The organism is Geodermatophilus nigrescens (assembly GCF_900129495.1).
Lineage (GTDB): Bacteria > Actinomycetota > Actinomycetes > Mycobacteriales > Geodermatophilaceae > Geodermatophilus > Geodermatophilus nigrescens.
This window is the reverse complement of sequence record NZ_FQVX01000001.1, coordinates 1,293,823-1,320,327: the sequence shown is the minus strand read 5'-3', so window position 1 is coordinate 1,320,327 and position 26,505 is coordinate 1,293,823. Positions and strand designations below refer to the sequence as shown.

23 protein-coding genes are annotated in these 26,505 nt (G+C 75.4%); 10 read left to right on the top strand and 13 right to left on the bottom strand.

The window, feature by feature from the left end; genetic code table 11:
• Positions 1 to 17: 17 nt before the first annotated feature.
• Positions 18 to 635, bottom strand: a complete 618-nt coding sequence (locus BUE37_RS06585) for a hypothetical protein (RefSeq protein ID WP_073419234.1) — start codon at positions 633 to 635, stop codon at positions 18 to 20.
• Positions 628 to 2,322, bottom strand: a complete 1,695-nt coding sequence (locus BUE37_RS06580; RefSeq protein ID WP_073419233.1) for a twin-arginine translocation signal domain-containing protein — start codon at positions 2,320 to 2,322, stop codon at positions 628 to 630. The genes BUE37_RS06585 and BUE37_RS06580 overlap by 8 nt, the downstream gene beginning before the upstream one ends.
• A gap of 156 nt (positions 2,323 to 2,478) precedes the next feature.
• On the opposite strand from BUE37_RS06580, the gene BUE37_RS06575 reads away from it, so the two are divergent.
• On the top strand, positions 2,479 to 3,186 hold the full coding sequence (locus BUE37_RS06575) for a class I SAM-dependent methyltransferase (RefSeq protein ID WP_073419232.1): 708 nt from the start codon (positions 2,479 to 2,481) through the stop codon (positions 3,184 to 3,186).
• Between the two features lie 132 nt (positions 3,187 to 3,318).
• Here BUE37_RS06575 and BUE37_RS06570 read toward each other — a convergent pair whose 3' ends face one another.
• Positions 3,319 to 4,155, bottom strand: a complete 837-nt coding sequence (locus tag BUE37_RS06570) for an HpcH/HpaI aldolase/citrate lyase family protein (RefSeq protein WP_073419231.1) — start codon at positions 4,153 to 4,155, stop codon at positions 3,319 to 3,321.
• A gap of 130 nt (positions 4,156 to 4,285) precedes the next feature.
• Between BUE37_RS06570 and BUE37_RS06565 the strand changes: the two genes are divergently transcribed.
• Together BUE37_RS06565 and BUE37_RS06560 are read left to right on the top strand one after the other, a co-directional pair.
• On the top strand, positions 4,286 to 4,888 hold the full coding sequence (locus tag BUE37_RS06565; RefSeq protein ID WP_073419230.1) for a TetR/AcrR family transcriptional regulator: 603 nt from the start codon (positions 4,286 to 4,288) through the stop codon (positions 4,886 to 4,888).
• Between the two features lie 3 nt (positions 4,889 to 4,891).
• On the top strand, positions 4,892 to 7,075 hold the full coding sequence (locus tag BUE37_RS06560; protein ID WP_073419229.1) for an MMPL family transporter: 2,184 nt from the start codon (positions 4,892 to 4,894) through the stop codon (positions 7,073 to 7,075).
• 58 nt (positions 7,076 to 7,133) lie between these two features.
• Here BUE37_RS06560 and BUE37_RS06555 read toward each other — a convergent pair whose 3' ends face one another.
• Together BUE37_RS06555 and BUE37_RS06550 are read right to left on the bottom strand one after the other, a co-directional pair.
• A complete protein-coding gene (locus BUE37_RS06555) occupies positions 7,134 to 7,706 on the bottom strand; it encodes a DUF4865 family protein (RefSeq protein WP_245794391.1) in 573 nt (190 codons plus the stop codon).
• A gap of 29 nt (positions 7,707 to 7,735) precedes the next feature.
• Complete coding sequence (locus tag BUE37_RS06550; RefSeq protein ID WP_073419227.1) at positions 7,736 to 8,299, bottom strand: TetR/AcrR family transcriptional regulator; 564 nt, start codon at positions 8,297 to 8,299, stop codon at positions 7,736 to 7,738.
• A 125-nt stretch (positions 8,300 to 8,424) separates the two neighbouring features.
• Between BUE37_RS06550 and BUE37_RS06545 the strand changes: the two genes are divergently transcribed.
• Positions 8,425 to 10,092, top strand: coding sequence for an AMP-binding protein (locus BUE37_RS06545; protein WP_245794333.1), 1,668 nt, complete (start codon positions 8,425 to 8,427; stop codon positions 10,090 to 10,092).
• Between the two features lie 282 nt (positions 10,093 to 10,374).
• Here the strand turns inward: BUE37_RS06545 and BUE37_RS06540 are convergent, their stop codons facing one another.
• Complete coding sequence (locus tag BUE37_RS06540) at positions 10,375 to 10,980, bottom strand: SACE_7040 family transcriptional regulator (protein ID WP_217651138.1); 606 nt, start codon at positions 10,978 to 10,980, stop codon at positions 10,375 to 10,377.
• Positions 10,981 to 11,026: 46 nt separating this feature from the next.
• Here BUE37_RS06540 and BUE37_RS06535 point away from each other — a divergent pair, with 46 nt between their 5' ends.
• From BUE37_RS06535 to BUE37_RS06525, 3 genes are read left to right on the top strand one after another with little or no spacing between them, the layout of a single operon-like run.
• Complete coding sequence (locus BUE37_RS06535; RefSeq protein WP_073419225.1) at positions 11,027 to 12,652, top strand: carboxyl transferase domain-containing protein; 1,626 nt, start codon at positions 11,027 to 11,029, stop codon at positions 12,650 to 12,652.
• Between the two features lie 2 nt (positions 12,653 to 12,654).
• On the top strand, positions 12,655 to 14,661 hold the full coding sequence (locus BUE37_RS06530; RefSeq protein WP_073419224.1) for an ATP-binding protein: 2,007 nt from the start codon (positions 12,655 to 12,657) through the stop codon (positions 14,659 to 14,661).
• Position 14,662: 1 nt separating this feature from the next.
• Positions 14,663 to 15,814, top strand: coding sequence for an acyl-CoA dehydrogenase family protein (locus BUE37_RS06525; RefSeq protein ID WP_073419223.1), 1,152 nt, complete (start codon positions 14,663 to 14,665; stop codon positions 15,812 to 15,814).
• A gap of 36 nt (positions 15,815 to 15,850) precedes the next feature.
• Here BUE37_RS06525 and amaB read toward each other — a convergent pair whose 3' ends face one another.
• The 3 genes from amaB to BUE37_RS06510 all read right to left on the bottom strand — a co-directional run bounded on the left by amaB (position 15,851) and on the right by BUE37_RS06510 (position 19,269).
• A complete protein-coding gene (gene amaB / locus BUE37_RS06520; protein ID WP_073419222.1) occupies positions 15,851 to 17,380 on the bottom strand; it encodes an L-piperidine-6-carboxylate dehydrogenase in 1,530 nt (509 codons plus the stop codon).
• A 90-nt stretch (positions 17,381 to 17,470) separates the two neighbouring features.
• Positions 17,471 to 18,628: an NAD(P)/FAD-dependent oxidoreductase gene (locus BUE37_RS06515; RefSeq protein ID WP_083628359.1), complete on the bottom strand. Its 1,158-nt coding sequence runs from the start codon at positions 18,626 to 18,628 to the stop codon at positions 17,471 to 17,473.
• Entirely contained in the window at positions 18,625 to 19,269 is a 645-nt protein-coding gene (locus tag BUE37_RS06510) for a cysteine hydrolase family protein (protein WP_073419221.1), read from the bottom strand. Before BUE37_RS06510 ends, BUE37_RS06515 begins: the two co-directional genes overlap by 4 nt.
• An 86-nt stretch (positions 19,270 to 19,355) precedes the next feature.
• Here BUE37_RS06510 and BUE37_RS06505 point away from each other — a divergent pair, with 86 nt between their 5' ends.
• From BUE37_RS06505 to BUE37_RS06495, 3 genes are all read left to right on the top strand, one after another.
• The gene (locus tag BUE37_RS06505; RefSeq protein WP_073419220.1) at positions 19,356 to 20,300 is read left to right on the top strand and encodes a quinone oxidoreductase family protein; all 945 of its coding nucleotides are present in this window, start codon (positions 19,356 to 19,358) and stop codon (positions 20,298 to 20,300) included.
• Between the two features lie 101 nt (positions 20,301 to 20,401).
• A complete protein-coding gene (locus BUE37_RS06500) occupies positions 20,402 to 21,370 on the top strand; it encodes an intradiol ring-cleavage dioxygenase (protein WP_073419219.1) in 969 nt (322 codons plus the stop codon).
• Between the two features lie 16 nt (positions 21,371 to 21,386).
• Positions 21,387 to 21,578: a twin-arginine translocase TatA/TatE family subunit gene (locus BUE37_RS06495; protein WP_073419218.1), complete on the top strand. Its 192-nt coding sequence runs from the start codon at positions 21,387 to 21,389 to the stop codon at positions 21,576 to 21,578.
• Here BUE37_RS06495 and BUE37_RS06490 read toward each other — a convergent pair.
• The 4 genes from BUE37_RS06490 to BUE37_RS06475 form a co-directional block, all read right to left on the bottom strand.
• Positions 21,557 to 22,744: an NAD(P)/FAD-dependent oxidoreductase gene (locus tag BUE37_RS06490; RefSeq protein ID WP_175562796.1), complete on the bottom strand. Its 1,188-nt coding sequence runs from the start codon at positions 22,742 to 22,744 to the stop codon at positions 21,557 to 21,559. The two genes, BUE37_RS06495 and BUE37_RS06490, sit on opposite strands and share 22 nt — an antisense overlap.
• Before the next feature lie 14 nt (positions 22,745 to 22,758).
• Positions 22,759 to 23,778, bottom strand: a complete 1,020-nt coding sequence (locus BUE37_RS06485) for a hemolysin family protein (protein ID WP_073419216.1) — start codon at positions 23,776 to 23,778, stop codon at positions 22,759 to 22,761.
• On the bottom strand, positions 23,775 to 25,178 hold the full coding sequence (locus BUE37_RS06480; protein WP_073419215.1) for a hemolysin family protein: 1,404 nt from the start codon (positions 25,176 to 25,178) through the stop codon (positions 23,775 to 23,777). Before BUE37_RS06480 ends, BUE37_RS06485 begins: the two co-directional genes overlap by 4 nt.
• A 159-nt stretch (positions 25,179 to 25,337) precedes the next feature.
• A complete protein-coding gene (locus BUE37_RS06475; protein ID WP_073419214.1) occupies positions 25,338 to 26,471 on the bottom strand; it encodes a serine hydrolase domain-containing protein in 1,134 nt (377 codons plus the stop codon).
• Positions 26,472 to 26,505: the final 34 nt, after the last annotated feature.

Genomic DNA, 26,505 nt, shown 5'->3' with positions numbered 1-26,505 from the left:
CGCCCAGCCGGGCGGTCTCAGTGGTCGGCGCAGCACTCCCGCTGCACCGGCGGCTCGAACGGGCAGACCTCGCGGTCGTCCCAGGCGTTGACCACCAGCACGAGCACGCCGTCGCGGAACTCCGGGCGGACGTGGCCGCGGGTCCGCAGCACCAGCGCGGGGTCGTCGGCGACGCCGAGCAGGTGCACCGCCTCGACGGCGCACCGGGTGGTCAGCTCGGCCAGCGGGAACCGGTCGGGCAGGCCGTCCTGGCCGGGGAAGCGGACGAGCCGCCCCGACGTCCGGGCGCGGTGCGCCCGGGCCACGTCCGCCGCGTGCCCGGCGTGGGCCGGGTCGCCGAGCGCGACGTCGCCCCCGCCGTCGTCAGGGCCGTCGTCCCCGGACAGCACCACCGACTCGCCGGGACGGGCCCACCCGGCCAGCGCCCCGGCCAGGCCGTCCGGTGCCGGGACGCGCAGCGACCCGGCGTGGTGGCCGGTGCCGTCCGCGCGGACGACGTGGGTCGCCACCTCGGTGGCGCCGACCCGCCGGCCGAGGTCGAGCAGGCGGTGCTCGACCTCGGCCAGCGCGGCCGGTGACGCGCCGGTGTCGCCGCAGACGGCGACCCAGCGGTCCCCGGAGGGGGTGTCAGCCAACGGAGACGAACACCGGGTTCGAGTAGAACCAGAGGTCGGTCCACGGGTCGCTGTTGCCCACCGGGTCCTGCCGCGGCTCGATGCTGCCGGGCGCGGAGAAGTTGCCGTCGGTCCCGCGCAGCCGCAGGAAGAACGGCCGGTCGACCCGCCGGAACACGTGGTTGAGCACGACCTGGCCGTTGCCGCGCACCTCGAAGGACTGCGCGACGCGGGTCTCCGGCGCGGTCTGCGTGTCCCGGTCGGCCACCGGGCCCGTGACGGGCCCGGTGATCAGGTCGACCCGGCGCAGCCGCGGCACGTCGCCGTGGGCGTTGGGCTGCCGGCGCTGGGTGATCCGGATCTGCATGTGCACGTTCTCGCCGCGGCCGATCCGCACCTGCTCGCCCAGGGTGGCCGGCGCGTTCCCGCCGCCGTCGCCCCGGACGCTGACCTCGAGACCGTCGATCAGGTCGCCGTGGACGACGAAGGCGCGCCCGGCCCGCAGGCCGTCCATGACGGCGCCGTAGTCGCGGCTGCCCGCCCCGACCCAGGTGCGCGAGTAGTAGCCGGGGAAGAAGTCGCCGCGGTCGATCTGCGGCACGCCGCTGTCCACCGGGTCCCCGTAGCGGCCGTTGGCGGTGAAGTACGCCGTGCTGTCCTGCCCGGTGGGGCGCACGAGCTGGTCGCGGTACACCGAGTGCGAGTCGGAGTTGGCGGTGATCCACCACGGCCTGCCCTCGGCGAGCAGCGAGTCCCAGACGCCGCCGAGCTTCGCCGTCATCCAGTCGAAGCCGCCGAAGGTCCGGTAGGACTCGTCGGGGTAGCCGGGGAAGCTGTCGGCGCGGCGGCTGTTGCCGTAGTAGCCGCGCGCCTCCCCCGGGCCCTCCGGTGCCGGGATGCCGGCGGCCTGGTGGCCGGGCGCGCCCTCCATGCCGATCGCGACCCGCGGGTCGGCGTCGCGCCAGGCGCGGATCTCGTGCGGCGAGTCGATGCCGTTGCGCGCCGGGTGGTTGGCGAGGAACAGCGCGTTGGAGGTGCGGCGGTCGGTCATCTGCCGGCCGAGCCACTGGATGCCGGCCACCGCGCGGTCCTCGGTCACGTTGCCCAGCGAGCCGTCGAACTGCTGCTCGAACTCCCGCAGGACGGCGACCTCGTCGGCGTTCGGCACGACGAAGACGGTGCCGTGCTCGGCGGCCGGGATGTTCCACTCCAGGCCCTGGAAGACCAGCATGTCCCGGTGGGCCCGGCGGGCGGCGACGACGTCGGGGTTGACCAGGTCGACGCCGAGGCGCGCGTGCGTGGCCGAGCCGTGGTCGGTGATGACCAGCCAGTTCACGCCGTTGCGCCGGGCCTGCTCCACCTGCTGGCGCACGGTGTAGAGGCCGTCGGAGCTGTACTGCGTGTAGATGTGGTGGTCGCCGTTGAGCCACGTGTAGGAGCCGCCGCCCCCGCCGCCCGGGCGGGGCGCGGCCTGCGCGACGCGCGGCGTGCCGGCCACCGTGGCACCGACGGCGAGGCCCAGGACGCCGGCCGCCTGGAGGAACCGGCGCCGGGAGAGGTCGACCGGCGAGAGGTCCGTGTCGGGGACCGAGGTGTCGCCGTAGGGGGTCCAGGCGGGGGCGCCGGGCTGGTGCGCGTGACCGTGACCGTGCTCGGGACCGTGGTGGTGGTCGTGGTGGTGGTCGTGGTGGTGGTGCGGACCGGACACGTCTCTCCTCGTGGGCGGAGCGGGCCGGCCGCCGATCGCGGTCCGGCGTCCCCCAATCGTCGGCAGCGAGGTGACTCGCTGATGACGCCCCGGTGACGCTCCGCGGTGCGCAGGGTGAGGTCTGCGGGTCACCCGGGAGGCTGACAGGCTGTTCCGGTGACCGACCTCCAGCACCGCGACGGCCGGCGGACCGAAGCGGTCCGCACCTACCGCGGGCACGGCATCCACGCCGCGCCCGGGGTGCACGAGTACGCCGCCGCGCAGGTGCGCGCCGCGCTGCCCGACGGCGGCCGGGTGCTCGAGGTCGGCTCGGGGTGCGGTGCGCTGGCGCTGCGGCTGCGCGACGCCGGCATCGACGTCGTCCCCACCGACCTCGACCCGCCGCACGACTGGATCGCCCGGCTCGACCTCGACGACCCCGAGTGGACCGACGACACCCGCGGCCCGTTCGACCTCGTCGTCTGCGTGGAGACCCTGGAGCACGTGGAGAACCCGCGGCAGGTGCTGCGCTCGATCCGCGCGCTGCTGCGGCCCGGCGGGCGGCTGCTGGTGAGCACGCCGAACGTCACGCACCCGCACTCGCGGCTGCTGACCCTCCTGCGCGGCGCCCCCTACATCTTCGGGCCGCGGCACTACGACTCCCCCGGCCACATCACGCTGCTGCCGGACTGGATGCTCACCCGGCACGTGCAGCGGGCGGGCTTCGGCTCGGTGGAGGTCACCACCGCCGGCGACACCCTCTACACGGGGCCGATGCGGATCGCCTACCGCGTGGAGATGGCGGTGCTGTGGCTGCTGGGCGTCCGCCAGCGCGCCACCTCCGGCGACGGCGTCTGCACCTTCGTCACCGCGACGGCGGTCTAGCGGTCACTCCCCCACGGTGACGTGCACCCGTGGCGCATCCCGGGCCGGGAACGCGCCGCGACCGCACACCACCGGGGACGGCGGCCTGCGGTCCTCCCGGCCGCGTCGTCCGGGAGGACCGCAGGGGCGGGGTCAGCTGGGCTGCACCCCGAAGGTGGCGGCCAGCCGCTCGATCTTGCGGGCGCGGCCGAGGCGGGGCAGGTCGCTGCCGTCGCGGATGACCTGGCCGCGCGCCTCGAAGTCGGCGAGGAAGTCCAGGGCCCAGGCGACGTCGGACGGCGCGGGGCTGATGACCTCGTTGATCACCGGCGCCTGGTCGGGGTCGAGGCACAGCTTGCCGGTGAGGCCGAGGGACACGGTGACGGCGGACTGCTCGCGCAGCACCGGGTGGCTGGTGCTCACCGTCGGGCCGTCGATCGGCCCGGGCAGCCCGCCGATCCGGCTGGCCACGACCAGGCGGGAGCGCGGGTAGGCCATCGCCAGGTCGTCGGCGCTGGTGCCGGTGTCGCGGCGGTAGTCGCCGCTGCCGAAGGCGAGCCGGAAGGCGCCGCGGGCGCGGGCGATGCCCACCGCCTCCTCGATGCCCAGCGCCGACTCCACGAGCGCGAGCACGGGGGTCGCGCCGCCGAGCCGGTCGAAGGTCTCGGTGACGTGCTCGCCGGCCTCGGTCTTGGCCAGCATCACGCCGGCGAGGCCGGGGAGGCCGGCCAGCGCGGCGACGTCGTGCTCCCACCAGGGCGTCGAGTGGTCGTTGATGCGCACCCACGCCGAGCGGCCGGCGTCCCCGAGCCACTCGACGACGCCGGCGCGCGCCTCGTCCTTGTGGGCCGGGTCCACGGCGTCCTCGATGTCGAGGACCACCTGGTCGGCGCGCGAGGCGTACCGCTCGTCGAACAGCTCGGGGCGCGCCCCGTTGACCAGCAGCCACGAACGCGCGTCCGCGGGGCCGACCCTCCTGCGTGTCGTCATGACGTCATCCTCCCGTCCGCGGCCGCGAGGACCGAGCCGACTCCCGGCCAGCGGGACGTGACACACCCCACCCGACCGGATCGGACGGCGGACCGACCGATTCGGTCGGTCGCGCGTACCGTCTGGGGACGTGGCACGACCGTTCCGGCAGCAGATCGACGAGGGCATCCTCGACCGCGCCGCCGGCCTGTTCGCCCGCCGCGGCTACGCCAAGACCTCGCTGCAGGACGTGGCGGATGCCGTCGGGCTGTCGAAGGCCGGCCTGCTGCACCACTTCCCCAGCAAGGACGCCTTGCACGAGGCGGTGCTCGCGCACGCCGACGCGCTCGGCCGGCGGGTGCTCGAGGCCGTCCGGCCCCTGCCCGCGGGCCCCGCCCGCGACCGACGGGCGATCGAGGTCCTCGTCGACGTCGCCCTCGGCCACCCCGGCTTCGTGGCCATGCTGCTCGCCCCGGTGACCGAGCTCCCCGACGGCGGCGCGCACGAGCCCGGCGGACCCGAGACCGCGGTCTTCGAGTGCTTCGGCGTCGACCCCCACGCCGAGGACGCCGACCCCGAACGGCTCGTGCGCGTGCTCGGCGCCGTCGCCGCCCTCGCCGTCCTCACCCTCGCCGCCCACGAGGCGGACCAGACCAGCGCGTGGCGGCCCCTCGTGGTCGCCACGTGCCTCGACGCGCTCGGACACCGCCGTCCCCGCGCGGTCCCTTCCCACCCCCACCAGGCGGAGGCCTGATCCATGGCTGTCCTGTTGTCCCGACTCGGGACCTTCTCCGCGCGGCACCGGTTCGCCGTCCTGGCCGTGTGGCTGCTCGTCCTCGTGGCGGGCGGCGTCGGCGCGGCCACGCTCTCCGGGCCGACGTCGACGAACTTCTCCATCCCGGGCCAGGAGTCGACGACCGCGCTCGACCGGATCCAGTCGCAGTTCGGCGCCGGTGCCGGCGGGGCGACCGCGCGGGTCGTCGTCGTCGCCCCCGAGGGGCAGACGCTGACGACGCCGGAGAACGCCGCGGCGGTGACCGAGCTGGTCACCACGCTCGGCGAGCTGCCCGGCGTCACCTCCGCCACCAACCCGCTGGACCCGGCCGCGCCCGCGGTCAACCAGCAGCAGACCACCGCCTACAGCACGGTCAGCTACGACGCCGCGCCCGGCGGGGTCACGCCCGAGGAGCAGGAGGCGCTGCAGGACGCCGTCGCCGACGCCGGCGAGGGCGGCCTGACCGTCGAGGTCACCGGCGAGGCGGTGCAGGAGGTGCCCGCGGTCGGCGGCCCGTCGGAGGTCATCGGCGTCGTCGTCGCCCTCGTCGTCCTCGCCGTCACCTACGGCGCGCTGGCGATCGCCGGGATGAACCTGCTGACCGCGCTCGTCGGCGTGGGCGTCGGCGTCCTCGGCATCACGATCGCCACCGGCTTCGTCGACCTGTCCTCCACGACGCCGATCCTCGCCGCGATGCTCGGCCTCGCCGTCGGCATCGACTACACGCTGTTCATCGTCACGCGGCACCGCCAGGAGCTGCTGCGCGGCACCGACGTGCGCCGCTCGATCGGCCTGGCCGTCGGCACCGCGGGCTCCGCGGTCGTCACCGCCGGCCTCACCGTGGTCATCGCGCTGGCCGGCCTGTTCGTCGCCGGCATCCCCTTCCTCACGCAGATGGGTCTGGCCGCGGCCGGCACGATCGTCGTCGCGGTGCTCGTCGCGCTGACCCTGGTGCCCGCGGTGCTCGCTCTGCTGGGCACCCGGGTGCTGCCGAAGCGGATGCGCGCGGCGGCCGCAGAGGGCACGCCCGTCGCCGCCCGCGGCCGCGGCATCCTCGCCCGCTGGGCCGACGGCGTCACCTCCCGCCGGGTCGCCTCGCTGCTGCTGGCGATCGTCGCGCTCGGCGTCGTCGCGATCCCGGTCGCCTCGATGCGCACGACGCTCATCCAGCAGCCGGCGGAGGACACGTCGGCCGCTCGCGCCGACGCGCTGCTCGCCGAGGGCTTCGGCGAGGGCTTCAACGGTCCGATCACCGTGCTGTTCGAGGGCGACGGCGCCGTCGAGGCCGCAGCACGGCAGGCGCAGGAGATCCCCGCCCTCGACGACGTCGCCGTCGTCGCCCCGCCGATCCCGAACGCCGACGGGACCGCTGCCCTGCTGACGGTGGTCCCGCAGTCGAGCCCGAGCAGCGCGGCCACCGAGCAGCTGGTCGCCGACCTGCGCGACCAGTTCCGCTCGCTCGACGGCGTCGAGGCCTCGGTCACCGGGCAGACGGCGGTCAGCGTCGACGTCGCGCAGAGCCTGGACGAGGCGCTGCCGAAGTACCTGGCGCTCGTCGTCGGGCTGGCGCTCGTGCTGCTGGTCCTGGTCTTCCGGTCGCTGCTGGTGCCGCTGGTCGGCGTCCTGGGCTTCCTGCTCACGATCGGCGCCTCGCTCGGCGCGACCGTGGCGGTGTTCCAGTGGGGCTGGCTGGCCGACGTGGTCAACCTCGACACCACCGGGCCGCTGCTGAGCCTCACCCCGATCCTCGTGATCGGGATCCTGTTCGGCCTGGCGATGGACTACCAGGTGTTCCTGGTGTCGCGGATGCACGAGGCGCACAGCCACGGCACCCCGCCGCTGCAGGCGATCCGCACCGGGTTCCGCCAGGCCGCGCCGGTGGTCGTGGCCGCCGCGCTGATCATGTTCAGCGTGTTCGCCGGGTTCGTGCCGGCGGGCGAGGCGACGATCAAGTCGATCGCGTTCGCGCTGGCGGTCGGCATCCTGGTCGACGCGTTCGTCGTCCGGATGGTGCTCGTGCCCGCGGCGCTGGCACTGCTCGGCGAGCGCGCGTGGTGGCTGCCGCGCTGGCTGCGCTGGCTGCCGGTGCTCGACGTCGAGGGTGCGGCGCTGGAGCGCGACCCGGCCACGTCCCGCGAGCGGGAGCTGGTCGGCGACCCGCGCTGACCCACCCCGTGTCCCGGTCCGGCCCGTCCCCCCTCCCGGGGAGGCGGGCCGGACCGCGTCACCAGAGGCGGCCGGTCGGCAGGTCGGCCAGGTGCGGGGTGCTCGCGTGCAGCACGTCGAAGGGCGTCGACCCGGCGGGCACCGTGTCGGGCACCGCGCTCCACAGCACGAACCGGACCAGCTCCCAGCGGGAGGGGTCGACGGCGACGGCCTGGCTGTGCCACCGGTCGTCCGCCGGCCCGGCCTGGGCGGCCTCCCGCTCCACCGCCTCCCCCGGTGCGACGTCGGCCGGCAGCGACCGCACCGCACGGGTGGCGAACACCGGCGCCCCCGCGAATGCCGGGCCGCGGTCGAACGAGACGCCGATCCAGGAGCGCACCGGCGGCCGCCCGAAGTCGGCGACGATGTTCCGGAACGGGCCGTAGAGGAACGCGTCGAGGCCCGCGGGGTCGCGCCACAGGTAGAACGGCGCGTAGGCGTTGACCGCCGACCCGTGCCGGCCGACCCGGCGGACGGCGTAGGCCTTGACGCCCAGGTGCGGGAAGTCGTCGGTGGCCGTGCCCCGGGTGGCCACCCGGCGCTCGATCACCGCCATGTCCTGATCGGCGGGCAGGCCGATCTCGTACTGCATGACGTGCACGTCGTCCCCTCCTCCGGGTCTCAGCGGGCCAGGGCGCCGAGCAGCGCGACGGCGCCCTCGACGGCCTCGTCGAACGGCTCCGGCCGCCCGGCGGCGCGGGCCAGGACGTAGCCGCCCTGGACGGTGGCGACGACGGCCGCCGCCACCGCCGCGGGGTCGGCGTCGGCCCGCAGCTCCCCCGCCGCCTGCCCCTCGGCCACGACCTCCGCGAGGCGGGCGCGCAGCCAGGCGAACGTCGTCTCCACCGGTGCGCGCAGCGCGGCGTCGGCGACGAGGTCGGGGTCCTGGGCGTGCCGGCCGACCGGGCAGCCGCGCATCACCTGGCGCTCGCGCTGCAGGTAGGCGGTCAGCCGCTCGAGCGCCGTGCCGGTCCCGCCGAGCAGGGCCTCCGCGCCGGCGCGCTCGCGGTCAGCGGTGCGCTGCAGGGCGGTGCGCGCGAGGTCGGCCTTGCCGGTGAAGTGGTGGTACATGCTGCCCTGGCCCGCACCGGCGCGGTCCTGGATCGCCTTGGGGCTGGTACCGACGTACCCGCGCTCCCACAGCAGGTCCTGCGCGGCCTCGACCAGTCGCTCGCGGGCGTTCACACGGCGACCGTACACACCAGTAGGTACAGCCGTCGAGACGTCCCACCCCGGCCGTTCGGGGGTGCCGCCGGCCGCCCGGAGGGTGCAGCCTCTACCCACCCATGCCCGGACGGAGAGGACCAGCAGTGACCCAGCACGGCACGCCCCCGGCCCTGCCCTCCTACGCGAGCGGCACCTCGACGGTCCCGCTGCTCGGCGACACGATCGGGGACAACCTGGACCGGACGGCGGCGCGGGTCGGCGACCACGAGGCGCTCGTCGAGTGCGCCACCGGCCGCCGGTGGACCTATCCGCAGCTGGTCGCCGACGTCGACGCCTGCGCGCTGGGCCTGGACGCGCTGGGCGTGGCGAAGGGCGACCGGGTCGGCATCTGGTCGCCCAACTGCGCCGAGTGGGTGTTCGTGCAGTACGGGACGGCGAAGCTCGGCGCCGTCATGGTCAACATCAACCCGGCCTACCGCACCCACGAGCTGGCGTTCGTGCTGCGCCAGGCCGGCATCTCGGTGCTCGTCGCGGCGCCGGAGTTCAAGACCAGCGACTACCGCGCGATGGTGGCCGAGGTGCGCGGCGACTGTCCCGACCTGCGCGAGGTCGTGTTCCTCGGCGACCCCGAGTGGGAGCGGCTGCTGGAGACCGGCCGCGCCGCCGACCGCTCGCTGCTCGCCGCCCGCGCCGCGGAGCTCTCCCCCGACGACCCGATCAACATCCAGTACACGTCGGGCACCACGGGCTTCCCGAAGGGCGCCACGCTCACCCACCACAACCTGCTCAACAACGGGTTCTTCGTGGGCGAGGGCTGCGGCTACACCGAGGCCGACCGGATCTGCATCCCGGTGCCCTTCTACCACTGCTTCGGCATGGGGATGGGCAACCTCGGGGCCACCAGCCACGGCGCCACGATGGTGATCCCGGCGCCCGCCTTCGACCCGGTGGCCACCCTGCGCGCGGTGCAGGAGGAGCGCTGCACCTCCCTGTACGGCGTCCCGACGATGTTCATCGCCGAGCTCGCCCTGCCCGACTTCGGCACCTACGACCTGTCCAGCCTGCGCACCGGGATCATGGCCGGCTCGCCGTGCCCGGTGGAGGTGATGAAGCGGGTGGTCGCCGAGATGGGCATGACCGAGGTGACCATCTGCTACGGCATGACCGAGACCTCGCCGGTGTCCACCCAGACCGGCGCCGACGACGACCTCGACCGCCGCACCTCCACCGTCGGCCGCGTGCACCCGCACCTGGAGGTCAAGGTGGTCGACCCGGCCACCGGCATCACCGTGCCGCGCGGGACGCCCGGGGAGTTCTGCACCCGCGGCTACTCGGTGATGCTCGGCTACTGGGACGAGCCGGAGAAGACCGCCGAGGTGATCGACGCCGCCCGCTGGATGCACACCGGGGACCTCGCCGTCATGGACGAGGCCGGTTACCTCAACATCGTCGGCCGGATCAAGGACATGGTGATCCGCGGCGGGGAGAACGTGTACCCGCGGGAGGTGGAGGAGTTCCTCTACACCCACCCCGACGTCGTCGACGCGCAGGTGATCGGCGTCCCCGACGAGCGCTACGGCGAGGAGCTGATGGCGTGGGTGCGGCTGCGCGAGGGCGCCGCGCCGCTGACCTCGGAGGCGCTGCGCGAGTTCTGCGCGGGCAAGCTCGCCCACTACAAGGTCCCCCGCTACGTGAAGGTCGTCGACGCCTTCCCGATGACCGTCACCGGCAAGGTGCGCAAGGTCGAGATGCGCGAGGTGTCGGTCGAGGAGCTGGGCCTGCAGTCGGCCGCCGCGGTCAGGAACGCCTGAGCCCGGCTGGCGGCGAAGGGCGGCCGGCGGCGGGCTGACGGTGTGCGCGGAGGTGCAGTTCCGAGCCGCGGAGCTGCACGTCCGCACGCGCTGTCACGTCGAGGCCCGCCGTCCGCGCGCGGGAGGCGAGGCCCAGGCGGTGGCCGCCGGGCGAGGGTCCGGTCGAGGTGATGTGCATCTGCGGCGCATCCCGGGGCGGAAACGCGCGACAGGCGCACATCGCCGGCCGCCTGCGGGCTCGGGTCGGCCCCCGGACCCGCCGTCCGCGCGCGGATGGCGGGGTCAGGCGGTGGCGGCGGCCTCGGCCATCGCGGCGAGCAGGGCGGCGGTCCGCTCCCGGGACAGCCGGCCGGCGCTGTGCGGGGTGGAGTTGACCAACCCGAAGACGGCGTGCGCGCGGGCGCGGCTGGCCGCCGTCCCCTCCTCCGGCAGCAGGCGGGCCAGCACGTCCACCCACACCTCGACGTAGCGGCGCTGCAGCCGGCGCACCCGCGCGGCGTGCTCGGGCGCCAGCGAGCCGAGATCGCGGTCGTGCACGGTGATCAGCGCCGGGTTGTCGAGCGCGAAGTCGACCTGGAAGGCGACCAGCGCGCGCAACTGCGCGGCCGGGTCGTCGCCGGCCGCGGCCACCCGCTCCCGCCCGCCGGCGAGCAGCCGCTCGCTGATGCCCTCGAGCATCTCGGCGAGCATCGCGTCCTTGCTGGCGAAGTGCCGGTAGATCGCCGGCCCCGTCACCCCGATCGCCGCGCCGACGTCGTCGACGCCGACCGACCGGGCGCCGCGCTCGGCGAACAGCTGCGCCGCCGCCCGCAGGATCTGCTCGCGCCGGGACGGCCGGGCCGCGTCGGCGGCCAGCGCGCTGTCGACGTCGCCCCCGGCCGCTGCCACGCCGGGATGGTAGCGCCGGGTGTGAACGTGCGTTAACGTGACGCCCGTGACGTTAACTGCGGTTAACACGTCGGGGACGCCGCTCGCCTCCAAGGCGGACGTCCGCGGCGAGACCTTCGCCCGCAACGCCGCCGCCCAGGACCAGCTGCGCGCCGAGCTGCACGACCGGCTCGCCGCCGCGGCCCTCGGCGGCCCCGCCCGCACCCGGGAGCGGCACGTCGCCCGGGGCAAGCTGCTCCCCCGCGAGCGCGTCGACGCCCTGCTCGACCCGGGCAGCCCGTTCCTCGAGCTCTCCCCGCTCGCGGCCGACGGCATGTACGACGGCGACGCCCCGGGCGCCGGGATCATCACCGGCGTCGGGCGGGTCAGCGGCCGCGAGGTCGTCGTCGTGGCCAACGACGCCACCGTCAAGGGCGGCACCTACTACCCGATGACGGTGAAGAAGCACCTGCGCGCGCAGGAGGTGGCGCTGCACAACCGGCTGCCCTGCGTCTACCTCGTCGACTCCGGCGGGGCCTTCCTGCCGATGCAGGACGAGGTCTTCCCCGACCGGGAGCACTTCGGCCGGATCTTCTTCAACCAGGCCACCATGAGCGCCCAGGGCATCCCGCAGATCGCGGCGGTGCTCGGCTCGTGCACCGCCGGCGGCGCCTACGTGCCGGCGATGGCCGACGAGGCGGTCATCGTCCGCGACCAGGGCACGATCTTCCTGGGCGGCCCGCCGCTGGTGAAGGCCGCGACCGGGGAGGTCGTCAGCGCCGAGGACCTCGGCGGCGGGCTGCTGCACAGCCGCACCTCCGGCGTCACCGACCACCTCGCCGACGACGACGCGCACGCCCTGCGGATCGTCCGCGACATCGTGGCGAACCTGGGCCCGCGCGCCCCGCGCCCGTGGGAGGTGCGCCCGGCCGAGCCGCCCGCCGTCGACCCCGCGGAGCTGCCCGGCGTCGTCCCCGCCGACCCGCGCACGCCCTACGACGTCCGCGAGGTCATCGCGCGGCTGGTCGACGGCAGCCGGTTCTCGGAGTTCAAGGCGCTGTACGGCACCACGCTGGTCTGCGGGTTCGCGCACGTCGAGGGCCACCCGGTGGGCATCGTCGCCAACAACGGCGTGCTCTTCGGGGAGTCGGCGCTCAAGGGGGCGCACTTCATCGAGCTGTGCGACCAGCGGTCGATCCCGCTGCTGTTCCTGCAGAACATCACCGGGTTCATGGTCGGCCGCGACTACGAGGCCGGCGGCATCGCCAAGCACGGCGCGAAGATGGTCACCGCCGTCGCCTGCGCCCGGGTGCCCAAGCTGACCGTCGTCATCGGCGGTTCGTTCGGCGCCGGCAACTACTCGATGTGCGGCCGGGCCTACTCCCCCCGCTTCCTGTTCACCTGGCCCGGCGCCCGCATCTCCGTGATGGGCGGCGAGCAGGCGGCCAGCGTGCTGGCCACCGTCCGCCGCGACCAGCTCGGCGACTCGTGGAGCGCCGAGGACGAGGAGGCGTTCAAGGAGCCGATCCGCGCGCAGTACGAGTCCCAGGGCAACGCCTGGTACGCGACCGCGCGCCTCTGGGACGACGGGGTCGTCGACCCCCTCGACACCCGCACCGTCCTCGGCCTGGCGCTGTCGGCGTGCGCGAACGCGCCGCTCGCGCCGGTCTCCTACGGCGTCTTCCGGATGTGAGCGTGTTCGACACCGTCCTCGTCGCCAACCGGGGCGAGATCGCCGTCCGGGTCATCCGCACCCTGCGCCGCCTCGGCGTCCGCGGCGTCGCCGTCTTCTCCGACGCCGACGCCGGCGCCCGGCACGTCCGTGAGGCCGACGTCGCCGTGCGGCTCGGCCCCGCCCCCGCGGCGCAGTCCTACCTCGCCGTCGAGCGCCTGCTCGAGGCGGCGGCGGCCACCGGCGCCCAGGCGGTGCACCCCGGCTACGGCTTCCTCTCGGAGAACACCGCCTTCGCCCAGGCCTGCGCCGACGCCGGGCTCGTCTTCGTCGGCCCGCCGGCCAAGGCGGTGGAGATCATGGGCGACAAGATCCGCGCCAAGCAGACCGTGAGCGCGGCCGGCGTCCCCGTCGTCCCCGGCCGCACCGACCCGGGCATGACCGACGACGACCTGGTCGAGGCGGCCGCCGAGGTCGGCTACCCGGTGCTGGTCAAGCCCTCGGCCGGCGGCGGCGGCAAGGGCATGCGGCTGGTGCACCGCGACGCCGACCTGCGCGCCGCGCTGGTCTCCGCCCGCCGCGAGGCCGCCACCAGTTTCGGCGACGACACCCTCTTCCTCGAGCGGTTCGTGCCCGACCCGCGGCACGTCGAGGTGCAGGTGCTCGCCGACACCCACGGCACCGTGGTGCACCTCGGCGAGCGCGAGTGCAGCCTCCAGCGGCGGCACCAGAAGATCGTCGAGGAGGCGCCCTCGCCGCTGCTCACCCCGGCGCAGCGCGCCCGCTACGGCGCGCTGGCCTGCGAGGTCGCCCGCTCCGTCGGCTACACCGGCGCCGGCACCGTGGAGTTCATCGTCGCCGGCGACGCCCCCGACGAGCCGTTCTTCATGGAGATGAACACCCGGCTGCAGGTGGAGCACCCGGTCACCGAGCTGGTCACCGGCACCGACCTGGTCGAGCAGCAGCTGCGGGTGGCGGCCGGCGAGCCGCTGGCGTTCGGCCAGGACGACGTCGTCCTCACCGGGCACGCGGTCGAGGCGCGGCTGTACGCCGAGGACCCGGCGCGCGGCTTCCTGCCCACCGGCGGCACCGCGCTCGTCCTCGCCGAGCCCGCGGGCGCGGGCGTGCGGGTCGACAGCGGCCTGCTCGAGGGCTCGGTCGTGGGCACCACCTACGACCCGATGCTCGCCAAGGTGATCGCGCACGGGCCCGACCGGGAGACCGCGCTCACCCGCCTCGACCGCGCGCTGGCCGGCACCGTCGTCCTCGGCGTCGGCACCAACACCGCGTTCCTCCGGGCGCTGCTCGCCTCCCCCGACGTCCGCGCCGGCCGGCTCGACACCGGGCTCGTCGAGCGCGACCTCGACGCGCTGACGAGCAGCGCCGTCCCGGTGGAGGCGTACGCCGCGTTCGCGCTCACCCGCCTGGCCGCGCTGTCCCCCGCCGGCCCCGTCGTCGACCCGTGGGACGTGCCCAGCGGCTGGCGCACCGGCGGCCGGCGCGCGCCCCTGCGGTGGGACGTCGCCGGCCCCGACGGCGAGCGGCTGACCGTCGCCCTCACCGGCGGCACCCGGCTGCGGGTGGGCGACGGCGACGAGCACGCGGTCGCAGCCGTACCCGCGGACGGCGGGCTGCTGCTCACCGTCGACGGCCGCACCACGTCCGCCCGCACCGCCGTCGACGGCGCCACCACGTGGGTGCACGTCGACGGCGTCACCGCGGCGCTGACCGAGCTGCCGCCCGCCCGGCTGCACGCCGACGCCGGCACCGCCGACCGCACGGTGCGCAGCCCGCTGCCGGGCACCGTCGTGGCGGTGCACGTGGCCGCGGGCGCCGAGGTGGCCGCGGACGCCCCGCTCGTCGTCGTCGAGGCGATGAAGATGGAGCACACGCTCACCGCTCCCGCCGACGGCACCGTCGACGTCTCCGTCCGCGTCGGCGACCAGGTCGCCCTGGGCCAGGAACTGGCCGTCGTCCACCCCGCGGCAACTCCCGCGGCACCCCCCGCAGCACCGACACAGGAGTCGTGACGTGCTCGACACCCGCCTCACCGACGAGCAGCAGCAGCTGCGCAAGACCGTGGAGGAGTTCGCGCGCGAGGTCGTCGCGCCGGTCTCCTACCAGCACGACCGCGACAGGACGTTCCCCTACGAGGTCGTGCGCGGCATGGCCGAGATGGGCCTGTTCGGCCTGCCCTTCCCCGAGGAGTACGGCGGCATGGGCGGCGACTACTTCGCCCTGTGCCTGGCCATCGAGGAGCTCGCGCGGGTCGACCAGAGCGTCGCCATCACCCTGGAGGCCGGCTGCTCGCTCGGCGCCATGCCGGTCTACCGGTTCGGCAGCGAGGAGCAGCGGCAGCAGTGGCTGCCGCTGCTCACCAGCGGGGAGGCGCTGGGCGCCTTCGGCCTGACCGAGGCCGGCGCCGGTAGCGACGCCGGGGGCACCCGGACGACGGCGGTGCTCGCCGACGGGCAGTGGACGATCAACGGCAGCAAGGCGTTCATCACCAACTCCGGCACCGACATCACCCGGCTGGTCACGGTCACCGCCGTCACCGGCGAGCTCGCCGACGGCCGCAAGGAGATCAGCTCGATCCTCGTGCCGGTGCCCACGGCCGGGTTCACCGCCGAGCCCGCCTACGACAAGGTCGGCTGGCACGCCAGCGACACCCACCCGCTGTCGTTCGACGACGTGCGGGTGCCCGAGGAGAACCTGCTCGGGCAGCGCGGCCGCGGCTACGCCAACTTCCTGTCGATCCTCGACGAGGGCCGCATCGCGATCGCGGCCCTCTCGGTCGGGGCCGCCCAGGGCTGCGTGGACGAGAGCGTGAGGTACGCGCGGGAGCGGTCGGCGTTCGGCCGCCCGATCGCGCAGAACCAGGCGATCGCGTTCAAGATCGCCCGGATGGAGGCGCGGGTGGTGGCCGCGCGCGCCGCCTACTACGACGCCGCGGCGAAGATGCTCGCCGGCCTGCCGTTCAAGAAGGAGGCGGCGATCGCCAAGCTCGTCGCCGGCGAGGCCGCCATGGACAACGCCCGCGACGCCACCCAGGTGCACGGCGGCTACGGCTTCATGAACGAGTACCCGGTCTCCCGGCACTACCGGGACTCGAAGATCCTCGAGGTCGGCGAGGGCACCACCGAGGTGCAGCTCATGCTCGTCGCCCGCACGCTCGGGCTGTGAGCCGGGGCCGGGCCCGCGAGGGCCCGGCCCCTCCCCTCAGATGGGGAACTCGACGCCCTGCGCCAGCGGCAGCTCGCCGGAGAAGTTGATCGTGTTGGTGGCCCGGCGCATGTAGCCCTTCCAGGCGTCCGACCCGGACTCGCGGCCGCCGCCGGTGGCCTTCTCGCCGCCGAACGCGCCGCCGATCTCCGCGCCCGACGTGCCGATGTTGACGTTGGCGATGCCGCAGTCGGAGCCGTCGGCGGCGAGGAACCGCTCGGCCTCGGCCTGGTCGGAGGTGAAGATGGTCGACGACAGCCCCTGCGGGACGTCGTTGTTGAGCGCCACCGCCTCCTCCAGCGTGCGGTAGGTCAGCACGTAGAGCACCGGCGCGAACGTCTCCTGCCGGACGATGTCGGTCTGCCCCGGCATCCGCACCAGCGCGGGCTCTGCGTACCAGGCGTCGGGGGCCTCCTCGGCCAGCCGCCGCCCGCCGCCGACGACGACCTCGCCGCCCTGCTGCCGCGCCGCCTGCAGCGCGTCCTGCATGCCCTTGTAGGCGGCGTCGTGGATGAGCGGGCCCACGAGCGTGCCGCCCTCCAGCGGCGAACCGATCGGCAGGTTGCGGTAGGCCGCGGCGACCCGCTCGACGAGGGCGTCGGCGACGTCCTCGTGCACGATCACCCGCCGCATGGTGGTGCAGCGCTGCCCGGCGGTGCCGGCGGCGGAGAACACGACGCCGCGGGTGGTGAGGTCGAGGTCGGCCGACGGCGTGACGATCGCCGCGTTGTTGCCTCCGAGCTCCAGCAGCGAGCGGCCGAACCGGTCGGCCACCCGCGGGCCCACCGCGCGGCCCATGCGGGTGGACCCGGTGGCCGACAGCAGCGCGATGCCGGGCGAGTCCACGAGCGCCTCGCCGACGTCGGCGCCGCCGATCAGCACCTGGCTGAGCCCCTCGGGCGCGCCGGTCTCGGCGATGGCCCGGTCGAGCAGCGCGGCCGACGCCAGCGCCGACAGCGGGGCGAGCTCCGAGGGCTTCCACACCACCGGGTCGCCGCAGACCAGCGCGAGCGCGGTGTTCCACGACCAGACGGCGACCGGGAAGTTGAAGGCGCTGATGACGCCGACCACGCCGAGCGGGTGCCAGTTCTCGGTGAGCCGGTGGCCGGGCCGCTCGGAGGCGATGGTGCGGCCGTAGAGCTGCCGCGAGAGGCCGACGGCGAACTCGCAGATGTCGATCATCTCCTGGACCTCGCCGGCCGCCTCGGAGGTGATCTTCCCGACCTCGATGCTCACCAGGGTGGCCAGGTCGGCCTTGTGCTCGCGCAGCAGCTCGCCGAGCCGGCGCACCAGCCCGCCGCGCACCGGCGCCGGCACGGTCCGCCACTGCCGGAACGCCGCGCCCGCGCGCTCGACGGCGGCCGCGACGTCGGCCGCGGTCTGCCGGCGCACCGACAGCAGGTGCTGCCCGTTGACCGGGGAGGTCACCGGGTGGTCGCCGGCGACGGCGTCGAGGTCGACCCCGCAGCGGCGGGCGGCCTCCTCGGCGAGTCGGCGGAGCTCCTCGGCGGTGGGCAGGCTGGTCACAGGGATGTCCTTCTTCCTCTATGCATCTCGGCCGCCCTGCAGGGTCCCGCCGCGAGCGTGCGAGCGGCGGGGGGCAGGGTGGTCCTTCGTCTAGACGACGTTCAGTTCGGGCCGGACGGCCGCGCCCTCGAAGCGTCCCGCATCGAAGACCGACACGTCGACGAGGGGTTCACGGCCCAGGTACAGGTCGCGCACGACCTCCCCGACGGCCGGGCCCATGAGGAACCCGTGCCCGGAGAAGCCGGTCGCGTAGAGGAACCCCTCGACGTCGCGGGCCCGGCCGATGAGCGCGTTGTGGTCCGGCGTCATCTCGTACAGCCCGGCCCAGCCACCGGTGACGCCGACGCCGGCCAGCGCGGGCGCGCGCCGCTCGATCGCCTCGCCGAGGCGCGGCAGCCACGCGTCGGAGCGGGTGAGCCGGAAGCCCGGCGTCTCCTCGGGGTCAGACATGCCCATGAGCAGCCCCCGGCCCTCGCGGTGGAAGTAGAAGGAGGTGGCGAAGTCGATGGTGAACGGGGTGTGCGGGTCGAGGCCCGGCACCGGCTCGGTCACCAGGATCTGCCGCCGCAGCGGGGTCACCGGCAGGTCGACGCCGGCCCAGGCGCCCACCTCCGCCGACCACGGGCCCGCGGCGCACACGACCGCGCCGGTGCGGATGCTGCCGTCCGCGGTGTGCACCGCGGTGACCCGCCCGCCGGTGACGTCGATGCCGGTGGCCGCGCGGCCCGGCAGCAGCGTGGCGCCGGCCCGGCGGGCGGCCGAGGCGTACCCGAGCACCACCGACTCCGGGGTGCAGTGCCCGTCGGTGGGCGAGAACGCGGCGGCGAGCAGCCCGTCGGTCTCGATCAGCGGGGACAGCCGCCGCGCCTCGGCGACGTCGACCATCCGGCTGGGCACGCCGAGGGAGTTCTGCAGCGCGACGGCGTCCTCGAAGGCGGTCACCGCCTCGGGCGTGGACAGCAGGAACAGGTAGCCGACCTCGGCGTAGTCGATCTCCTGGCCGAAGCGGGCCGGGAAGTCGCGGAAGGTCTCCAGGCTGCGGGCGCCGAGGGTGACGTTGACCGGGTCGGAGAACATCGCCCGCACTCCCCCGGCCGCCCGGCTGGTGGAGCCGGAGCCGAACGAGTCCCGGTCGAGCAGGACGACGTCGGGCACCCCGGCGCGGGCGAGCTCGTAGGCGCTGGCCAGGCCGGTGAGCCCCCCGCCGACGACGACGACCGACGCCTCCTCCGGCAGCGCCGCGCTCACGCCGCACCCCCGAACGCCGCGACGACCTCGGCGGTGGAGCAGCGGTGGCTGAGCAGGCTGTAGTCCAGGCTCGCCAGCGAGCGCTGCGCGGCCTCGTCGTCGACCACCCCGCAGGCGTCGTCGACCACCACCGGCAGCAGCCCGAGGTCGGCGGCGTGGCGGGCGGTCGGCTCGATGCCGATCTCGAGCACCGCGCCGACGACGACCAGCGTGGTGACGCCGCGGTCGCGCAGCGCCGCCTCCAGCGGGGTGCCGACCAGCGCCGACATCCCGAGCTTGTCGAACACCGGCTCGCCGTCGGCCGGCGCGAGCTCGGGGTCGAGCTGGGTGTGCGCGGCGTCGGGCGGGAAGGAGGAGGTGACGGCGTCGGCCCGGTCCCTGCGCTGCCAGGCCATCGCGGTGCGCAGCGCGGCCACGCCCAGGTGCGACGGGGGCAGCGACACGTGCCGCACGTAGAAGACGGGGACGCCGGCCGCGCGGGCCGCGGCCAGCACGGCGGCGATCCGGGCGGTGAGCCCGTCCCGGTCGCGGACGGCGGCGAGGATGCCCACCTGGGCGTCGTAGACCAGGACCGCGGCCGCGCCCGGGCGGCACATCTCCGCCACGGACTCGGGCACGTCCAGGCCGAAGGCACGCTGCATGGCGGGCAGCCTCTCAGCCGCGACGCGGTGCCACCAGGCCCGCCACGCCCTAGCGTGGGGCCGCAGGCGACAGCCAGGGAGGCGACGTGCAGGCGGTCCTCGTCGAGTCCACCGGCGGGCCCGAGGTGCTCTCGGTGCGCGACGTGCCCGACCCCTCGCCCGGCGAGGGGCAGGTGCTGGTCGACGTCGAGGCGGTCGGCGTCAACTTCCGCGACGTGTACGAGCGCGAGGGCCGCCCGCCCTACGGCCATGACCTGCCCGCCGTGGTGGGCAGCGAGGGCGCCGGCCGGGTGGCCGGCACCGGGGAGCGGGTCGCCTGGCTGGACGTGCCCGGCAGCTACGCGGGCCGGGTCGCCGCACCCCGGGAGGAGCTGGTGCCGGTCCCCGACGGCGTCTCCGCCGAGACCGCGGCCGCGGTGATGCTGCAGGGCTGCACGGCGCACTACCTCGCCGCCGACTCCCACCCGGTGGCCGAGGGCGAGTGGGTGGTGGTGCACAGCGCCGCCGGCGGCGTCGGACTGCTGCTCACCCAGCTGGTGCGGCTGCGCGGCGGGCACGTGCTCGCGACGACGTCGACCGGCGAGAAGGCGGAGCTCGCCCGCGCGGCCGGCGCCGACGAGGTCGTCGTCGGCTACGACGGGTTCGCCGAGCGGGCGCGGGAGCTCACCGACGGCGAGGGCGTGGCCGCGGTCTACGACGGGGTCGGCCGGACGACGTTCGCCGACGGGCTGCGCGCGCTGCGCCCGACGGGGCGGATGGTCGTCTACGGCGCCTCCAGCGGGCAGCCCGAGCCGCTGGAGGTGCAGTCGCTCGCCTCGCACGGCTCGCTGTACGTGCAGCGCCCGACGCTCGGCACCTACACCCGCACGCCGCAGCTGCTGCGGGAGCTCGCCGGGCGGGTGCTCGGCCTGGTCGCCGACGGCCGGCTCGACGTGCGCGTCGGCGGCCGGTACCCGCTGGCACAGGCGCGGCGGGCGCACGAGGACCTCGAGGGCCGGCGCACCACGGGCAAGCTGCTGCTGCTCCCCTGAGCCGGCGCTCCCAGCATCCCCACAGCCCGCGTCCAGCGGGCGCGGCGGACCGGCGACGACGGTGGTCGGTGACCGAGCACCACCGTCCGCCAGGAGAGCCCGTGCCCCCGCACCCCCCGACCGTCCCCGCCTACGAGGGCCGCCCGCTGCCCCGCCCCGACGAGGAGGTGGTCGACCAGGGGCTGGCCTTCGACATCGGCACCCTCATGAGCCGCCGCCGGCTGCTCGGGCTGTTCGGGATCGGCGCGGCGACCGTCGGCCTCGCCGCGTGCGGCTCCGGCTCCTCGTCGGCCGCCGGCTCGTCGTCGTCCCCGTCGTCCTCCGCGGCCGCCGCGGCCGGGGAGATCCCCGACGAGACCGCCGGCCCCTACCCCGGCGACGGGTCGAACGGGCCCGACGTGCTCGAGCAGTCCGGCGTCGTGCGCAGCGACATCCGCTCCAGCTTCGGCGAGTACAGCGGCACCGCCGAGGGCGTGCCGATGACCCTGCGCCTGACGGTCACCGACCTCGCGAACGGCGGCGTCCCGTTCGCGGGGGCCGCCGTCTACGTCTGGCACTGCACCCGCGAGGGCGGCTACTCGCTCTACTCCGAGGGGATCACCGACCAGAACTACCTGCGCGGCGTGCAGGTCGCCGGGTCCGACGGGACCGTGACGTTCACCAGCGTCTTCCCCGCCTGCTACGACGGGCGCTGGCCGCACGTGCACGTCGAGGTCTACCCCGACCAGGCCTCCATCACCGACTCGACGAACGCCGTCGCCACCTCCCAGGTGGCCCTGCCGCACGACGTCTGCGAGGCCGTCTACGCCACCGCGGGCTACGAGGCCTCCGTCGCCAACCTGGCCCGGGTGTCGCTCGACGGCGACAACGTCTTCGGCGACGACGGCGGCGCGAGCCAGCTCGCCACGGTCACCGGCGACGTCAGCGGCGGCTACACCGTCGCGCTCACCGCCGGCGTGGACACCACGACGACACCCAGCGGCGGCGGCGCGGCCCCCGGCGGTGACGGCGCCCCCTCCGGCGCGCCTCCGGGCGGTCCCGGGGGCACCCGGCCGAGCCCGCCGGCCTGACGCGGCAGGGGGACCCGTGAACCTCGGACCGGCCGAGATCGGCCTCGTCGTCCTCGCCGTCATGCTGCTGTTCGGCTACCGGAAGCTGCCCGACGCCGCGCGCTCGCTGGGCCGCTCGATGCGCATCCTCAGGAACGAGGTGCACGCCGACCCGGAGCCGCCCCTCCCGTCCGAGGAGCCGCGGCCTCAGGCGTCGACCGGCGCGTAGAGCCCGGCGTCGGCGCTCGTCCCGGTGGTGACCAGGTCGGCCACCACGCGGGAGGCCACCCACGCCTGCACGTGGCCCGTGCCGTTGTAGCCGCCGAGCGCGAGCACCCGCCCGTCGCTGCCGGGCACCGGGCCGCACCGGGGCAGGGGGTCGTCGGCGAAGCCCACGACCCCCGCCCACCGGTGCGTCACCGGGGCGGTCACGCCGAGCTCCTCGGCCAGCCACCGGTCCAGCCGTGCCTGCACCGGCGCGGACACCTCGGCGCGGTCGGTCCAGCTCGCCGGCCCGTCGAGGTCGGAGAAGCCGCCGAGCGCGATCCGGCCGTCGGCGGTCTGGTGGGCGTACTCGTAGCCGTGACGGACGTAGACGGGGAACGGCAGGACCGTCTCCCCGAGCGGCGCGGTCGCCAGCATGTTGAGCCGCCGCGGGCGCACCGCCGCCGCCGAGGGGACCAGCGCCGCGAGGTCGCCGTCGGCGGCCACGACCGCCCGGTCGCAGCGCACCTCCCCCGCGATCGTCGACACCCGGACGCCGTCGCCGTCCACCGACGGCGGCGCGACGACCGCGGTGCGCTCGTGGAAGCGCACCCCGTCCCGCTCCAGGGCGGCGGCGAGCGCCCGCAGCCAGCGGACCGGGTGCACCGACCCGTCGTGCGGGAAGAACAGCCCCGCCCGGTCCGGCCGGGCCAGCCGGCCGGGGAGGTCCTCGCCGGCGACCGGGTCGCCCGGGAAGCCGTCCTGGGCCAGCGCGGCGGCGTCCGCGCGCACCTCGGCGGCCTCCGCCGCGTCGGCGGCGACCCGCATCAGCCCGTCCACCCGGAACGCCCCGCGCGCGCCCACGGCCTCGGCGACCGCGAGCATCTCCCGCTGCGCGGCCAGGGTCGCCGCGTGCACGGCCGCGGCCCGCTCGCGGCCCCACAGGGCGCGGGTCTCGCCGTAGGCGGGGGCGGCGCCGGCGAGGAAGAAGCCGCCGTTGCGCCCGCTGGCGCCGGAGGCCACCTCCGCGCGGTCGACGACGACGACCGACAGCCCGGCGGCGGACAGCCGGTGTGCGGTGGCCAGGCCGCCGGCGCCCGCTCCGACCACGCAGACGTCGGCGGTCACCGCGCCCTCGAGCGGCGGGCGCGGGGCGTACGGCTCGTCCTGCCAGAGCGGGACGGTGCTCACGCGTCGCTCCACGGTCAGGCCGCCGCCGGCTGCGGGAACAGCCGGCGGAGCACGTCGGCGAGGGTGACGACGCCGGCCACCGCACCGCCGTCGATCACGAGTGCGAGGTGGTTGCGGGTCTCGCGCATCGCCTTGAGGGCCGCGTGCACGGTGGTGTCGGCCTCCAGGGTGAACACCGGTCGGGCGAACGGGGCGGCCGGCGCGTCGTCGGGGGCGGTGAGGGTGTCGCGGACGTGCACCACCCCGGTGACCTGCTCACCGTCGACCGCGCCGAGCAGGATCCGCAGGTGCCCGGAGGCCCGGGTGGCGGCGCGGACCTCGCCGGCGGTGGCGGTCGTCCGCACGCCGGTCGGGCGCGAGCCGGTGCCGAGCAGCTCGCGGACCGTCAGCCGCTCCAGCTCCAGGGCGCCGGAGATCTGCGCGGAGAAGCTCGCGTCGAGCGCGCCCACGTTGGCCGAGTGCTCCACCAGGTGCCGCAGCGCGTCGGGGCTGTGGCCGACGGCGACCTCGTCGACCGGCTCGACGCCGACCCGGCGCAGCAGCGCGTTGGCCGCGGAGTTGAGCAGCCGCAGCAGCGGCCGGAACACCGCCATGAACGCCCGCATGGGCCCGGCGAGCAGGGTGGCCGAGCGCTCCGGGTGGGCGATCGCCCACGACTTGGGCGCCATCTCGCCCACCACGAGGTGGAGGAAGGTGACGACCAGCAGTGCCAGCACGAAGCCGGTGACGTCGGCGGCGACCAGCGGCAGGCCCCAGTCCTCGAAGAGCGGCGTCAGCCAGTGGTGCACCGCCGGCTTGCTGACGGCACCGAGGGCGAGGGTGGCCGCGGTGATGCCCAGCTGCGAGCCGGCCAGCAGCAGGGTCAGCTCCGAGGAGTTGCGCAGTGCGGCGCGCGCCGAGCGGCTGGTGGGCGCGGCCTCCTCCAGCCGGTGCCGCTTGGCGGCCAGCGCGGCGAACTCGACGGCGACGAAGAACGCCGACAGCGCCACGATCAGGACGGTGACCGGGACGATCACCCACGGGTCGCCGGTCATCGGGAGGTCTCCTCGGCGGCGGTCCGGTCGGTGGTGTGGCTCGCGGGGTCGTCGGGCAGCTCCAGGCGCACCCGGGACGGCACGTGCCGCTCGACGGCGAGCACCTCGACGGCGAGGGCCCGGCCGACGGGGACGTCCTCGTGGACCAGGTCACCGGGGTCGGGCGGCAGCTCGACCGTCAGCGTCGTGCCCGGCTCGGGCAGGTCGCCGTGGGCGGCGATCACCAGCCCGGCGATCGTCTCGTAGTCGCCGCGCGGCAGGTCGACGCCGAGAGCGCGCTCCACCTCGTCGACGTGCACGTCGCCGGCCATCTCCCACACGCCGTCGCCCTCGACCGGCACGTACTCCGGGTCGACGTCGGCGTCGTGCTCGTCGGTGATCTCGCCGACCAGCTCCTCGGCGAGGTCCTCCAGCGTGACGACGCCGGCGAACCCGCCGTACTCGTCGACGGCGCAGGCCAGCTGGTTGCGCGACTCGGTCAGCTGGCGCAGCACGTCGGGCAGCGAGGCGAGCGTGGAGACCACCAGGGGCGGGCGGGCGATGGCGGTGACCGGCGCGGCGTCGGGCTCGGTGGTGGTCAGGACGTCGGCGAGGTGCACGACGCCGACGACGTCGCCGGTGCCCGACTCCAGCACCGGGTAGCGCGAGTGCCCGGAGGCCATCAGCTCGCGCAGCCGGCCGACCGTCTCGGCGTCGGACACGGTGCCCACCCGGGGCCGCGGGATCATCGCGTGCTCGACGTCGCGGTCGGGGAAGTCGAGGATCCGGTCGACCATCATCGACAGCTCGGGCGTCAGGTCACCGCTCTCGCGGGACTCGTCGACGATGTGCTCCAGGTCGCGGGCGGTGGCGGCGTGCTCGACGTCGTGCACCGGCTCGATGCGCAGCGCGCGCAGCAGCAGGTTCGAGGCCTGGTCGAACACCCGGATCAGCCAGCCGAGCACCGTCAGGTAGACGGTGGTGGAGGCGGCCAGCCAGCGGGCCACGGGCTCGGGCCGGGCGATGGCGAGGTTCTTCGGGAACAGCTCGCCGAAGAGCATCTGCACCAGCGTGGAGAACAGCAGCGCGAGGACCGCGCCGATGCCGACGCCGACCGCCGTCGGGATGCCGACGCCGCCGAGCAGCGAGCCCAGGGACTCCCCGATCAGCGGCTCGGCGACGTAGCCGACCAGCAGGCCGGTGACGGTGATGCCGAGCTGGGCGCCGGACAGCATGAACGACGTGCGGCGGGTGACCGCCAGCGCACGCTTCGCCGCGCCGTCACCGGCCTCGGCGCGGGCGGCCAGCGTCGAGCGGTCGACCGCCATGTAGGCGAACTCCTGCGCCACGAAGTAGCCCGTGGCGGCGGTGATCGCGAGGACGACCAGGACGCCCAGGAGCAGAGACAGGACCTCGGTCACCGGCCACGCACCCCCTCAGCGGTTCCGGGGGACGTGGCCTGGGGACTGTGATAGGGGCTCATGACTCTCTTCGACGGCCGGATGGGCACAGCGGCGTTGTCCCCCGAGAACGGAGCAGCCCCGGCGCGCGTTCCGGGGACGCCCCCACCGGGAGGCGGGTCACAGGGCGGCGTAGAGGGCGCCGAGGTACGCCTCCGACCGCGGCGACCCGACGATCCCGGGCGCCATCCGGTTCATCATGTAGCTCGTCGTCACGCGGCGGTCGAGGTCCATGACGATCAGCGAGCCGCCCCAGCCGCCCCAGAACGCGACCCGCCCCTCGGGCAGGTAGGGCACGGCGGCCGACGGCGAGAGCCCGAAGCCGATGCCCATCCGGAACGGCACCCCGAGCACGAGGTCGACGCCGTCGGCCTGGACCTCGAAGACGCGGTCGATCGTCTTCTCCGACAGCAGCCGGACGCCGCCGGCCTCCCCGCCGAGCGAGAGCACCCGCATGACGTCGAGGACGCCGCGGGCGTTGGAGTGCCCGTTGAGCGCGCCCATGTCGGCGGCCCGCCACTCCGGGGTGTTGGCCCGGCTCGCGTCGGCGACGGGGCCGGTGAAGCAGCGCACCATCGGGCTGGCCGGGTCGAGCGCGGCGAGGTCCATCGGCAGCGGCGGGGGCGGGACGACCGGCGCGATCCGGCCCTCGTCCTCCGGCCGCGCGCCGATCTGGAAGTCCGCGCCCAGCGGCCCGGCGAGCTCCTCGGCCACGTACCGCTTGAGCGACCGCCCGTCGACCCGCCGCAGCACCTCGCCGAGCAGGTGGCCCTGGTCCTGCGCGTGGTAGCCCGACGCCGTCCCCGGCTCCCACCACGGCGCCTGCGCGGCGAGGCGGGCGACCGAGGTCTCCCAGTCGTACATGTCCTCGAGGGCGAACGGCGGGTCCCAGCCGGCGACGCCGGAGGTGTGCGCCATCAGGTGCCGGACGAGGACGCCGGCCTTGCCGTTGGCGGCGAACTCCGGCCAGTACTCGGCGACCGGGGCGTCGAGGTCGAGGCGGCCCTGGTCGGCCAGCGTGAGGACCGCCAGCGCGGTGACCGTCTTCGTCGTCGACCAGACGTTGACGATCGTGTCCCGCGTCCAGGGCGTCGTGCGCGCCTCGTCCCGCCAGCCGCCCCAGACGTCGACGACGGTCTCGCCGTCGACGTCGACGGCGATCGAGCCGCCGAGCTCGTCGCCCTCCAGCTGCGCGGCGAAGGCGTCGCGAACCCCGCGGAAGCGGTCGTCGAACGTGCCGTGGACCTCGGCCATGAGCCCTCCCGGGGCGCCCGCGCGACCCCGGTGT